General features: G+C 70.7%; 12 protein-coding genes. 3 read left to right on the forward strand and 9 right to left on the reverse strand.

The window, feature by feature from the left end:
* Nucleotides 1-5: 5 nt before the first annotated feature.
* Nucleotides 6-851 (reverse strand): alpha/beta fold hydrolase, encoded by an 846-nt coding sequence (locus OO71_RS02715; RefSeq protein ID WP_033287967.1) that lies wholly within the window; start codon nt 849-851, stop codon nt 6-8.
* 137 nt (nt 852-988) lie between these two features.
* Between OO71_RS02715 and OO71_RS02720 the strand changes: the two genes are divergently transcribed.
* Nucleotides 989-1465, forward strand: coding sequence for an anthrone oxygenase family protein (locus tag OO71_RS02720; protein ID WP_033287968.1), 477 nt, complete (start codon nt 989-991; stop codon nt 1463-1465).
* Nucleotides 1466-2211: 746 nt separating this feature from the next.
* Here OO71_RS02720 and OO71_RS02725 read toward each other — a convergent pair.
* The 5 genes from OO71_RS02725 to OO71_RS02745 all read right to left on the reverse strand — a co-directional run bounded on the left by OO71_RS02725 (nt 2212) and on the right by OO71_RS02745 (nt 6025).
* The gene (locus tag OO71_RS02725) at nt 2212-2700 is read right to left on the reverse strand and encodes a GyrI-like domain-containing protein (protein ID WP_033287969.1); all 489 of its coding nucleotides are present in this window, start codon (nt 2698-2700) and stop codon (nt 2212-2214) included.
* Nucleotides 2701-2725: 25 nt separating this feature from the next.
* Nucleotides 2726-3046: a YciI family protein gene (locus tag OO71_RS02730; protein ID WP_033287970.1), complete on the reverse strand. Its 321-nt coding sequence runs from the start codon at nt 3044-3046 to the stop codon at nt 2726-2728.
* Nucleotides 3046-3885, reverse strand: a complete 840-nt coding sequence (locus OO71_RS02735) for an alpha/beta fold hydrolase (RefSeq protein WP_033287971.1) — start codon at nt 3883-3885, stop codon at nt 3046-3048. Before OO71_RS02735 ends, OO71_RS02730 begins: the two co-directional genes overlap by 1 nt.
* Entirely contained in the window at nt 3882-5189 is a 1308-nt protein-coding gene (locus OO71_RS02740) for an RNA polymerase sigma factor (protein WP_051790944.1), read from the reverse strand. Before OO71_RS02740 ends, OO71_RS02735 begins: the two co-directional genes overlap by 4 nt.
* 86 nt (nt 5190-5275) lie before the next feature.
* Nucleotides 5276-6025: a TetR/AcrR family transcriptional regulator gene (locus tag OO71_RS02745; RefSeq protein ID WP_033287972.1), complete on the reverse strand. Its 750-nt coding sequence runs from the start codon at nt 6023-6025 to the stop codon at nt 5276-5278.
* A 110-nt stretch (nt 6026-6135) separates the two neighbouring features.
* Here OO71_RS02745 and OO71_RS02750 point away from each other — a divergent pair, with 110 nt between their 5' ends.
* Nucleotides 6136-8604 (forward strand): DEAD/DEAH box helicase, encoded by a 2469-nt coding sequence (locus OO71_RS02750; RefSeq protein ID WP_245633547.1) that lies wholly within the window; start codon nt 6136-6138, stop codon nt 8602-8604.
* Nucleotides 8601-9248, forward strand: a complete 648-nt coding sequence (locus OO71_RS02755; RefSeq protein ID WP_033287973.1) for an SWIM zinc finger family protein — start codon at nt 8601-8603, stop codon at nt 9246-9248. Before OO71_RS02750 ends, OO71_RS02755 begins: the two co-directional genes overlap by 4 nt.
* A 772-nt stretch (nt 9249-10020) precedes the next feature.
* Here the strand turns inward: OO71_RS02755 and OO71_RS02760 are convergent.
* From OO71_RS02760 to OO71_RS02770, 3 genes are all read right to left on the reverse strand, one after another.
* Nucleotides 10021-10782 carry an SDR family NAD(P)-dependent oxidoreductase gene (locus OO71_RS02760; RefSeq protein ID WP_033287974.1) on the reverse strand — a complete coding sequence of 254 codons (762 nt, stop codon included), beginning with the start codon at nt 10780-10782 and terminating at the stop codon, nt 10021-10023.
* A gap of 27 nt (nt 10783-10809) precedes the next feature.
* The gene (gene rox, locus OO71_RS02765) at nt 10810-12225 is read right to left on the reverse strand and encodes a rifampin monooxygenase (protein ID WP_033287975.1); all 1416 of its coding nucleotides are present in this window, start codon (nt 12223-12225) and stop codon (nt 10810-10812) included.
* 100 nt (nt 12226-12325) lie between these two features.
* Entirely contained in the window at nt 12326-12967 is a 642-nt protein-coding gene (locus OO71_RS02770; RefSeq protein ID WP_033287976.1) for a class I SAM-dependent DNA methyltransferase, read from the reverse strand.

Here is a 12967-nt window from a genome sequence, read left to right on the forward strand (position 1 = left end):
AACGGTCACGGTGCGAGCATCGCTGCGGCGACTTCGCCGGCGGCGGCGTCGGGAATCGCGCTTGCGGCTCCCTCGAGGACGAGCAGGCGTGCATCGGGGATTTCGCGGGCAAGCGCTTCGCCGTTGCCGACGGGGAAGAACACGTCGTGCCGTCCGTGCACGACGAGGGTCGGGATCGCGAGCTCGGGCAGCCGTTCCCGCCAGCGCGGCGTGCAGTCGAGCTTGGCGAAGACCATGCCGAGCTGGTTGGCCATCTGGACGTCGGCGGTGGTGCCGGGAGTGCGATCGAAGATGCGCGCGGCGATGGAGCGGGCGGCGTCCGGGTCATTCCCGAGGATTTCCGCACCGGCCGCGGCACGATCGGCAACGGCGGCGCGGTCCGACCACCGCGGCATCGGCAGGGCGAAGAGTTTCTTCATCGCGGACGGGTCATGGTCGGGCAGGTCCGCGTCGACCCGGCCAGGCGCGACGGGCCGCGTCGCCACGAGGGTGAGCCGGGAAAATGCGGTGGGATGATCGAGGGCGGCGACCTGCGCGACCATCCCGCCGACGCCGATGCCGGCCAGGTGCGCGGGCCGGGCGTCGAGTTCGCGGGCGAGCGCGGCGGCGTCGGCGGCCAGATCGCGGAGCGTGTAGCCCGGGGCGCTCGGGTCGATTGTGGTCGAGGTTCCGGCGTCGCGGAGGTCGTAGCGCACGACGTGCCGTCCGCCGCGGGCGAGTTCTTCACAGAGTGCGTCCGGCCACGAGAGCATGGTGGTGCCGCCGGCGAGCAGCACGAGGGGAGCAGCGGGGTCGCCGAAATGCTCGACGCCGAGCTGCACGTCGTCGGAGATGCGGACTGGGGAGTTCACGGGTTACCTCCAGGTGAGACGGTCACGCATGGTTTCGAGTGGATAAGCGATGGATCGTCTCGGGTTGAGCGGGTTGACTGGGTTTCCTTCGGATGGGATGCCGGATCGGATTCGGGATCGGGTGGAGGGCAGGGGCGATGGGAATCTTTTCGGACGTGGTCCTGGTGGCGGCGGTGCTCGCGGCGGGCTTGATCGCGGGGTTGTTCTACGCGTACACGGTGTCGGTGATGCCGGGCCTGGCCCGCGCCGACGACCGCACGTTCGTGACCGCAATGCGCGGCATCAATATCGCGATCCTGAACGGCCGGTTCATGCTCTCCTTCCTGGGCGCACCGTTACTTGCCGTCGCCGCCGTCGTGCTGCATCTGGTCACGGACGGCGCGGGCGGGTTGCCGTGGCTGGTCGCGGGTGCCGTGCTGCTGGTGGCAATGCTGGTGGTGACGGGAGCGATCAACGTGCCGATGAACAACGCCCTCGACCAGGACACCGCCGACTTCACCACGCTGCGCACGAGGTTCGAGAAGCGGTGGGTGCGCTGGAACACCGCCCGGACGGTGCTGTGCACCGCCGGTTTCGGCTGCCTGGTGGGGGCACTGCTGACCAGGGCTGCCTGACCGGCGCAACCTCGGCGGTGGGCGCGGGACGGTGGAGTGACCAACGGCCGCCCTGGGCACGCGCCCTCGGTAGGGCTGGCGACCCGGGTGCGACCAAGGCAGGCGCTGCAGTTGCGGGCCAACCCTGGACTCGACCGAGGTCGGACACTGCAGCAGCGAGCGATCGGGCGACCGTGGTCGAATCCTGCAGCAGCGGGCGGTCAACCAGGCGCGACCGGGTCAACCGGGTCAACCGGGGTCGACCAGGCGCGACCGGGTCTACCGGGGTCGAACGCCGCCGTCGCGGGCGACCAAACCGGGGTCGAACGCCGCAGCAGCAACCACCGGGTCCGACGAAGGTCGAACGCCGCCACAGCGGCGACCAACCGGGTGCGACCGCCGTTGAACGATGCAGCAACCGGCGTTCAAAACTGCGTGCGACGAAGGCCGGACACCGCAACAACCGGCGGCCGAACCCGGGCCCGAAGCCGTACCTAGGAGCACACCCAGGAGCACGCGGTCGCCCGCGCCGTAGCCGGGTCGCCAACGGGCGCCTCCTCCGGGCGCTCCTCCGACCGCCTTCAAGCGCGACCGAGCCCCATCGTGGTGACAGGCAACCAACCCGGGCCATCACCCGCGTTCCCCGCCACCGCTCGCCAGCCCAGCCCGCCAGCCCAGCCCGCCAGCCAAACCGCACTGCCACCCCGGACGCACTGCCACCCCGGACGCACTGCCGCACCGTCGCGCTGGCAAAGCCGGAGCGAGCGTCAGTCGGCCAGCCGGAAGCACAGGTCGGTGTCCCAGTTCCTCGCGTCGGGTTCCTCTCTTGGGTCGGTGCGGTACACCTCCAGCCGCGCGGTCCAGTGTTCTCCGTCGGACTTCGTGGTGCGATCCCAGCGCACTCCTTCCTTTTCGCCCCACGCGAGGAGGTCCGCGGTGGCCGCGAACAGCCCGTCGGGGGTGCCGCGGTGGGTGGCGATGGCGTACTTGCCGCCGGGTACGACGTCGTCGAAGTAGTCGCCGCCCAGGCGTGCCGGGGCGGCGACCGGTACGCCTGCCTCGACGGTGATCGTCGCCATGCCCGGCGCGAGCACCAGGTAGCGCAGGAACGGCGCGTCCGCGGGCTGGATGCCGCGGCCGGCGAGCTCACCGATGATGGCGGCGATCCGGTGGGCCACTTCGGGCATCGTGTCGAACCGGATCGTGGCGCGGTAGCCGACGTACGGTTGCTCGGCTCTGTCCACAATGGATGGCATGACTTTCCTTTCGGGAGAAGGGGTTTCAGCCGAGCAGCGGCCGGACCTCGATGGTGCCGTACGTGGCGGCGGGGTGCCGGGAAGCGTGTTCCACAGCTTCGTCGAGATCGGCGCATTCGAGCACGACGTAGCCGCCGATCTGGTCCTTCGTCTCGGCGAACGGCCCGTCGCTGAGGAGGACGTCGCCGTCGCGGACGCGCACGGTGGTGGCCGTGGAGGGCGGGTGCAGGCCGCCTCCGCCGATCAGGACGCCGCGTTCCAGCAGGTCCTCGGACCACCCTTCGCAGCCCGCGGTCTTCTGCTCCTCGGTGGGTTCGGGACCGGCGATCATCAGCAGGTAACGCATCACTTCTCCTGGTCTTGGGCATCTTGTACATCTTGGTCGAGGATTTCGGTGAGCCGGGCGGCAAACGGCCCCGGTTCGCCGGAGAACCCGCCGTGGTCGCCGGGAAACTGGACAGGCTCGCCGCCGAGCGCGTGGGCCAGCCCGACCCCAGCAGTGTGTGCCGGAGTTCCGGCCGCAGTCCCGACCGCGACGACGATCCGCGTGGCCGACGCGGTGAGCGCGCCGAGATCGGGTTCCCACGCTCCGATGTCGGGCATGAGCCGGCTGAAGAACAGCTCGAAGTTGCTGCGCATCCGCTTGCCCTGCTCGATTTCCGCGGGAGTCGGTTCCGCGGCGGCGGGTTCCGCGGGCGGGGGCTCGAACCCGGACGCCCCGAGGAATGCCGCCAGCGCCGCATCGACGCCCTGCTCGCGGTGGATTGCCGGGATGTCCGGGTAGTCACCGAGCAGTTCGCCCAGGTAACGGCTCACCGGCGGCTCGTGCGCGACCAGCGTGCGCACCACGCCCGGGTACCGGATCGTGTGCTCCAGCATGGTGATTGCACCGCCGCTGTTCGCGAACACCGACACCGGTCCACCGCCGAGCTCGGTGAGCAGCCGCTGCACGTCCTCGGCGTGCTGGCCGACGAGATCGGGGCCGGGGTCGCCGGTGATCGGGCTCCGGGAAATGCCGCGCGGATCGAAGGTGACCACCGTGTGGCGGCCGGCGAGCAGTGGCCGCAGTGCGGTGAAGGCGGTGGCGTCCGCAGGCCCGCCGGGGACGAGCAGGAGCAGCGGCCCGGCGCCTGCCACGTCGTAGTGGATCTCCGCACCGGGTACGCGCAGTGTCTTGGTGATCATGACTGTCCTTCCGGGATTCGAGCCGGTTCGTCCACTCGACGAACGGGTGGCGCCGGAACAGACACCCCGTGCGGAGAAATTTCCGCGAGCCGTCGCCGCAGGTAGCTCCGCTCGGCTCCGGTGCGGGCGAGTTCGAGCGCCTCGGTGTACGCGACCTGCGCTTCTGTGCTGCGGCCGAGGCGGCGGAGGAAGTCGGCACGGGTCGCGGGCAGGAGGTGGTACCCCACCAGCTCCCCGGCCACTCGGTCGGCCAGCTCGAGCCCGGCTTCGGGCCCGAAAGCCATTCCGACGGCCACCGCCCGGTTCAGCTCCACCACCGGTCCCGGCCGGAACCGCAGCAGCTGGGCGTACAAACCGGCGATCTGTGCCCAGTCGGTGTCCTCGGCGCGCACCGCGGTGGCATGACACGCGGCGATGGCGGCCTGCACCTGGTACGGCCCTGGACTGCGACGTCGCAACACATTTTCGAGCAGCGTGGTGCCTTCGGTGATCGCGGCGGTGTCCCAGCGACCGCGATCCTGTTCTTCGAGCGGCACCAGCTCGCCATCGGGACCGCTGCGCGTGCCGCGGCGAGCGTGTTGCAGAAGCAGCAGCGAAAGGAGCCCCACGGCCTCGGGCTCGTCCGGCATCAGCGTGACCAGCACCCGGGCCAGCCGGATGGCCTCGCTCGCCAGGTCGGGCCGCTGAAGGTCGTCGCCCTCGCTGGCCGAGTACCCCTCGTTGAACAGCAGATACAGCACCCCGAGCACAGCGGCGGTGCGCTCGGGCAGCAGGTGCGCAGGCGGTACTCGGTACGGGATACCCGCGGCACGGATCTTGCGTTTCACCCGGACGAGGCGTTGCGACATCGTCGATTCCGACACGAGGAACGCGCGGGCGATCTCTGCGGTGCTGAGGCCGAGCAGCGTGCGCAATGCGAGCGCAACCTGCGCCTCCACCGCGAGCGCAGGGTGACAGCAGGTGAAGATCAGCCGGAGCCGGTCGTCGTGCACTCCGCTTTCGTCAGGGTCGGGTGGGTTCGGGGTCATGCGCGCGGCCTCCTTGAGCTTGCCCGCTCCCGTGGCTTCGCGCCGAATCCGGTCGACTGCGCGGTTACGGGCGGCGGTAGTGAGCCAGGCACCCGGGCGAGCGGGAATGCCGTCCCGCGACCAGGTGCGCACCGCGAGCGCGAACGCGTCCTGAGCGCATTCCTCCGCGAGATCCCAGTCGCCGGTGACCCGGATGAGGGTGGCCACGACCGCGCCCCACTCATCACGGAACGCCTGCGCGACTGCGGCGTCCACCGCGTCGTTCTGCCCGGTCACCCTGCGCTCCCTCCTCTTCGTACCCACCCGACGAACGGGTACGACCGAAACCGACCTCAGCACCGTAACCGGGACCACCGACACTTTCAGCGACCGGCAAGTTGCTCTATGCCATCGAGGATGCGTGCGAGCCCGAACCGGAAGTGGTGTTCGGGGTCCGACGACCCGCCGTAGGCCTGCCCGGCAGTGGTCCCGACGCGGCTCGCGCGCGGGAAGTGCACGGGGTCGGCGGCGGGGATTTCGGCCAGCACCGGGTAAGAGCGATCCCACCAGTCGACGTCGGACAGCCCGCTGCGGCGGGCTATGCGGGCGGAATCGAGCGAACCTCGCGCGGCACCCTCGACCAAGCCGTTGACCAGGCTGACGATCGCGTCGAGCTCGACGTCTCCGAGGTTCAGCTCGTCCATCGCGGCCAGTTCGCGTTCGTATTTGGCGAAGGAATGCGGACCCAGCGTCGGACGGCCGCGGGGGATTTCCAGGAGCCACGGATGCCGGTGGTAGAGCCACCACAGGTCCTGCGCGACCGCGGCCAGCCCGGCCCGCCAGCCCTCCGGCAGCTCGCCGGGGAGCTCGCCGTTGGCGTGGTCGACCATCAGTTCCAGTAGCTCGTCGCGCCCGGGAACGTAGGTGTAGAGCGACATCGTGGCCACACCAAGGTCGTCGGCGACCCGGCGCATGGTGACCGCGGCGAGGCCGTTGAGGTCGGCCAGCCGGACCGCCGTCGCGACGACGTGGGCGACGGTGAGCCGCGGTTTCGGCCCGCGCCGCGCCGGACCGGGCACGCCCCACAGCAGTTCGATGGTCCGGCGTGGATCTTCGGGCTCGTCTGTGCCCATTTTCGCTCCTCGTACATGGTACAGAGTTTTCAGGTACACTATCCCGGACGGAGCTGCCAGGGGAGGGCGGAGCGCTGAACAACGCAGTAGTGGTGGAGCCGGGCCGGGTCGTGTTCTGGAGACCGGACGGTGCGGAACCGGAAGGGCCCGGGGTACGCGGCACGGTTGAGGTCGTGCTGCCCGACGGGCTGCGAACGGTGCCCGCGTTGCGGTTGCCGACCGCGGAGGCGGTACCGGTGCTCCGAGCGCTGGCGAGCCCGTCGGGCCGGTTCTGGGCACTGGCCGCGGAATCCGGGCAACGGCTCGCCGACGCCGGGTGGGCCGGTCCGCTCGACCCGGCCGAGGAGGAGTGGCTGCGGCGGCTGGCCGACGCGATGCCACCGCATGCGCACGCCGTGCCGATCCCCGGTGATCCGGCGCGGCTGCCCGAGCCGTACCCGTTGCTGATGCGGTTCCTCGGCGACGTCACTGGGGTGCGGCCGCACCTGCGGGTCTCGTTGCGCATCGAGTCCGACGATCTGGCCGGCGGGCGGTTCCGCGCGGTGGTCCAGGTACACGGTGGTGCCGAGCCGCTCGTCGATGCGGAAGAGTTGTGGAGCACGGACGATCAGGAGGCACGGCACGAGGTTCTGCTGGCGTTGCGGCACGGCGCGGACGTCTGGCCGGCGCTCGCGCCCTTGCTGTCGGCCGCCGTTCCGTCGTCGGTTCCGCTTGGTGACCGGGAAATCGCGGAGCTGCTGGTCGGTGCGCTCGATGCGACCGATCTTGCCGTGCACTGGCCCGCGGAGCTCACCGGTCTCTCGGCGCGCGCGGTCGTCCGGCCCGGCGACGCGCCGTCCGACGCGCGGGCGTTCTTCGGCGGCGACCAGGTGCTGCAGTTCGATTGGCAGCTCGCGCTCGGCGACAGTGAGCTGAGCGTCGCGGAACTCGACGCGCTCGCCGAGGCGCAGCGTCCGGTCGTCCGGCTGCGCGACCGGTGGGTGCTGCTGGACCGGAAGACCGCAGATCGCGCCAGGGATCGCACGCTGAAACCGCTCACCGCGATCGAGGCGCTCGGCGTCGCGCTCACCGGCCGCGCCGAGGTCGACGGCGATCAGGTGGAGGTCCGCACCGACGGGTGGCTGGAAGACCTGCGCGCGCGGCTGTCGGCCGATCCCGTCCCGGTTCCGCAACCTGCCGGGCTGGCCGCGAGCCTGCGGGACTACCAGCTACGCGGCCTGCAGTGGCTCGACACCGTCACCGGGCTCGGTCTCGGCGGCTGCCTCGCCGACGACATGGGGCTGGGCAAAACGATCACGCTCATCGCACTGCACTTGCATCGCGCGGCGGGTCCGACACTGGTCGTGTGCCCGGCAACGCTCCTGGGTACGTGGGAAACCGAGATCCGGCGGTTCGCGCCCGGCATCCCGGTACGCCGGTTCCACGGCGCCTCGCGCTCGCTCGACGACCTCGGCGGCGGCTTCGTGCTCACCACGTACGGCACGCTGCGCACCGACCCGGCGCCGCTGGCCGGGATCACGTGGGACTTGCTGGTCGCCGACGAGGCGCAGCACGTCAAGAACCACCGATCCGACACGGCGAAAGCGTTGCGGCTGGTGCCTTCCGGGGCGCGGGTCGCCCTCACCGGCACCCCGGTGGAGAACACGCTCACCGAGCTGTGGGCCATCCTCGACTGGACCACGCCGGGGCTGCTCGGTCCGGTCGCGGAGTTCCGGCAACGCTGGGGAAAGCCGGTCGAGGCAGGCGGCGATCCGGCGATCGCGGAGCAGCTGTCCCGCCTGCTGCGGCCGTTCCTGTTGCGGCGTCGCAAATCCGACCCGGGCATCGCGCCCGAACTGCCGGCCAAGACCGAGACCGACCGGCCGGTGTCGCTCACCACCGAACAAGCGTCGCTCTACGAGGCCACAGTGCGCGAGCTGATGGCCGACATCGCCACGAGCGACGGCATGGCGCGCCGCGGCCGCGTCGTCAAACTCCTCACCGCGCTCAAGCAGATCTGCAACCACCCCGCGCACTACCTCGGCGAGGGCGCCGACAGCCCGCTCACCGGACGGTCCGGCAAGCTCGACCTCCTCGACGAGCTGCTCGACACGATCCTCGCCGAGGACGGCGCCGTGCTCGTCTTCACCCAGTACGTGGTGATGGCTCGGCTGCTCGAACGCCACCTCACCGCGCGCGGCATCAGGTCGCAGATGCTGCACGGCGGCACGCCGGTCGCCCGGCGCGAGGAGCAGGTCCGCCGCTTCCAGAACGGCGAAGTACCCGTGTTCCTGCTGTCGCTCAAGGCAGCGGGAACCGGCCTCACGCTCACCCGTGCCGACCACGTCGTGCACTACGACCGGTGGTGGAACCCGGCCGTCGAGGACCAGGCCACCGACCGCGCGTACCGGATCGGGCAGACGCGTCCGGTGCAGGTCCACCGGCTGGTCGCGGAAGGCACGGTCGAGGACCGGATCGCCGTGATGCTGCGCGAAAAACGAGCCCTCGCCGACTCCGTCCTCACCTCCGGCGAAGCCGCACTCACCGAGCTCAGCGACGACGAACTGGCCGAGCTCGTCACCCTCCGGAGGCCGCGATGACCGACCGCGTGCGCGGATTCCCCGCGTTCCCGTCCCGCCCCGGCCGCGGCCCGTTCGCCGGCACCTGGTGGGGCCGCGCGTGGCTGCAGGCCATGGCAGACACCGCACTCGACCTGCGGCAACTGAAGAAAGGACGCCGCTACGCCGCAGCCGGCCTCGTCGGCCCGATCACGGTCAGCCCCGGCCGGATCACCGCCACCACCGAGGACGCCGACGACGGCCCGTACCGCACCGCCGTACACCTGGCCGAACTGTCCACCGCAGACTGGGACCTCCTGCTCGACCGCGCCGCCGACCACGCCGGACACCTCGCCGCACTCCTGGACCGGCATCTGCCACCCGAACTGGCCGACGTCGTCCCACTGCTGCCCGGCATCGGCGACCTCGACCCCGACTGCGACTGCCCCGGCTGGGAACTCCCGTGCCGCCACGCCGCCGCATTGTCGTTCCAGGTCGCATGGCTCCTCGACGCCGACCCGTTCCTGCTGCTCCTCGCCCGAGGCCGCACCGAACAGGAAATCCTCGACGAACTGGGCCGCCGCACCGCAATGCGGGTCACCACGGGAGTTCCGGCCGCCGACGCTTACTCACGGGAGGTGCCTGAGCTGCCTGATCTTGCGGAGTTCACTCCTCGGGTCCGTTGAGCTGGCTCGCCCCAGTGCTCCGGGGCCGTGAGCAGGGATCGGTGACGGGCGGGCGCGTCCGGGGTGGGCTGGTGTCCCGTGCGGGATTGCGAGTCCGTCGCGGAGTGGCGCCAGCGCTTGACGCCGTGCCCATGCGGGCCGGGAGCCAACACGCGGACCGGAGGGAGCGCGGCCCGAGGGTGCCGATGTACGCGGAGGAAGGTCCTGGCCACTTGGGCGAAATGCCTTGGTCGGGCCGCGTTCGACGCGCCCGCCGTTGACCCGCCCCGCCGAAACCGACCGAGGTCGACCGGCGCATCCCGAAGCCGTCCGCCGAAGCCGACCGGCGCCTCCTGAAGCCGCCCGCCGAGGCCGACCGCTGCCTGCCGAAGCCGACCGGCGGCTCGACCCGCCGACCGCCGAAGCCGACCGGTGGGTCGACCGGAGCCCGCCGACTGTGGGCACCCGCCCGCCCCGACCGCCGGAGCGACGGCCGGGGCGGGCGGTTTCGCCATCCGAACCGGCCGTGGGTCCGGGCGGTCGATCCCGGCTGTCGAGCCACCGTTCCCTGCTGTGAGCCGAAAATTCGAAGCCAGCCCACACCCGACGCGGGGGCCGCGAGTCGGGTTGCGTGCCCGGCCCCCGACCGGCGCAGGGCCGGGGGAGCGGCGGCCACTCGTGGAGGCCCGACACCCGCCCGGACCGGGCACCGAGCCGGTGCAGAACCCCGTCCAGACGGACCGGAACGCGCCGGGGCCGGACTCTGCCGTCACCTCGAACGGACCCCAGCGACTCACGCGTGGGTACCGCCGTCGACCCGGATTTCCGTTCCGGTGATGAACTCCCCGTCGTCCGAGGCGAGCATCGCCACCACACCCGCCACCGCTTCCGGACGGCCGACCGGGTTGCCCACCGGAGTGGTCAAGTCCGTCGGCAGGATCGGAAGCAGCTTGCCGAACAACGAAAAATCCACCCCTTCCGGTATCCAGCTGTCCGCATTGTCCGTGATTCCGCTCTTCACACTGCCCGGCGCCACGCTCACCACCCGCACGCCCCGCTTGCTGTACTCCAACGCCAGCGAATGCGTCAGCGCGGCAATCCCGCCCTTGCTCGCCGCGTAGGCCGCCATGTACGGGTGGGCGAACGACGCCGACGTCGAGCTGAAGTTCACCACCACCCCGCGGCCCGACTCGATCAGCGCCGGCAACGCTTCCCGCGTCACGAGAAACGTGCCGGTCAGGTTCACCGCCAGCACGCGGTTCCACAGTTCCAGCGACGTCTCATGCGTGTGCGCCGCTTCGAGGATCCCGGCTGCGTTGACCAAGACATCCAGCCCACCCAGCCGCGCCACCGCCGCGGACACCCCGGCCACGACCGACTCCTCGTCGGCCACATCCAGCACCGCGGTCTCGACCCCGGGGTCATCGAGTTCGACAGGGGAGACGTCGGTCGCGACGACCCGCGCCCCCTCCGCTGCGAGCCGCTGTACCGTCGCCCGGCCGATCCCGGAAGCCGCGCCCGTCACCAAGATTCGCCGATCACGCAAACGAGTCATCGGCCAACCATAGAGCGGGGCCGCGACCTACGAACCGAACCAGCGCAGCAGATGCGCCACCAGATCCTGCTGATCGTCCCCGGCCCAGGCGACGTGCCCGTCCGGCCGCACCAGCACCGCGGGCACGTCAAGCTCCTCACTCACGTCGACAACGTGGTCGACCCGGTCCGCCCACCCCGCCACCGACAGCCACCCGGTCTGGTCCAGCAGCAACCCACGTCCTTCATGCATCAGCTCATACAGCCGCCCCCGCTTGAGCGTGACGTCCGGCAGCCGCCGGCCGAGCAGCGGATGTCCCTCCTCGAAGTCGTACCGGATGTCCAGCGCGAGCAGCTTCTCCAGCAGATATCGGTTGACCTCCGGGAAGTCCATCAGCTCCGCCACCAGCCGCCGCACAGCGCGACCATCGGGAGTGGACGACATCAGCACACCTTGCGCCCGGACATTGTCCAGCACCGCAGCCGCAACCGGATGACGTTCGGCCTCATAGCTGTCCAACAGCCCCTCCGGCGCCCAGCCGCGCACCTCGGCGGCAAGCTTCCAGCCCAGGTTGAACGCATCCTGGACCCCGACGTTCAGCCCCTGCCCACCCAGCGGCGGATGGACGTGCGCCGCGTCCCCGGCCAGCAGCACCCGCCCGGCCCGATAGTGCTCGGCCTGCCGAGTGGCGTCGCCGAACCGCGAAAGCCAGCGAGGGGAGTGCGCGCCGAAGTCCGAACCGGCGTAGGTACGCAACTGCCGCTTGACCTCGTCCAGAGTCGGCTTCGACCGGTCGGCCGCGACTCCGTCGGCCGGAACGACCATGCGGTACAGCCCGTCTCCGAGCGGTCCGATGCCGAACATCAGCTCCGTCTTACGGATTTCGATGACCGCAGCGGTGATCTCCGCCGGATCCGCAGTCATCTCCATCTCACCGAGTAACATCTCGTTGCGCGCAGGCTCACCGGGGAACGCGATACCGAGGGCTTTCCGCACCGTGCTCCGCCCGCCGTCACAACCGACGAGGTACCGCGAACGCAGCGTGGTGCCGTCGGCCAACGAGACAGTCACCCCGTTGTCGTCCTGCTGAAGCCCGACGACCTCGCAGCCGCGCCGGATCTCAGCGCCCAGCTCGGCAGCGTGCTCGGCCAGCAGCCGGTCGGTGATCGGTTGCGGAAGCCCGAGCACGTACGGATGCGACGTGTCGAGCCGCTCCGGCGCGGGCTTCGGGATCGCCGCGAAATAGCCCCCGACCGGGTAAGTCTTGCCCACCGCGAGGAACCGGTCCAGCAACCCACGCTGGTCGAGCACCTCCATGGTCCGCGCGTGCATCCCCAGGGCACGCACGAACTTCGGCGGTACCTCCTCCTTCTCCAGCACGACCACCCGCGCGTCGTGCAGCCGCAGCTCCGCGGCCAGCATCATCCCCGCCGGCCCGGCTCCGGCAATGACCACATCCACCATGCATCCCCCTCGATCGAGCTCCGGCGGGAGATTCTGCGGCATCACCCGGGGCTTGCCGCAAGCCCCGGGGTGCGCTATAGGTTGAAGTGGGCAGAGACCTTCAGTCCTCCTTGCGCGCCATCACATACGCCTGCGGCGTCGACTCGAGCGGCGGCTGCCCCTCCCGCACCATCCGGGCTTCCACCACGAATCCCGCGTCGGCGAGCAGGCCCGCCACGAAATCCGGGTCGAGCCGGTAGGCGTCCGCCGAAACGTCGTGGCCGTACGCGTGCTCGATGTGCTTACGCTCGTTGCCCACCTGGAACGCCGTCAACAAGCGGCCACCCGGACGCAGCACCCGCGCGAGTTCCTTCACCAGCACCGGAAGTTGCTCCGGCGGGGTGTGGATCAGCGAGTACCAGGCGAGCGCACCGGCCAGCGACCCGTCGGCGAGATCGAGCGCGGCGAGCGTGCCGACGTCGAACCGCAGGCCAGGATGCGTCCGCCGGGCGACCTCGATCATCGCGGGGGAGAGGTCCACCCCGAACACGTCCAGCCCCAGCGACGCCACGTACCCGGTGAGCCGACCCGGACCGCAGCCAAGATCACCCACCGGCCCATCGCCGGTCAGCTCGGCGAACGCACCCAGAATCGCCCGGTCCCACGTGCTGTCCCGGAGCGCGTCCTTCAACATCTCGGCGTAGGACTCGGCAACGGTGTCGTAAGCAGTCCGCGTGGCGGACACGTAAGCGGGTTCGGTCAT

The organism is Amycolatopsis jejuensis, assembly GCF_000717335.1.
GTDB classification, from domain to species: Bacteria; Actinomycetota; Actinomycetes; order Mycobacteriales; family Pseudonocardiaceae; genus Amycolatopsis; species Amycolatopsis jejuensis.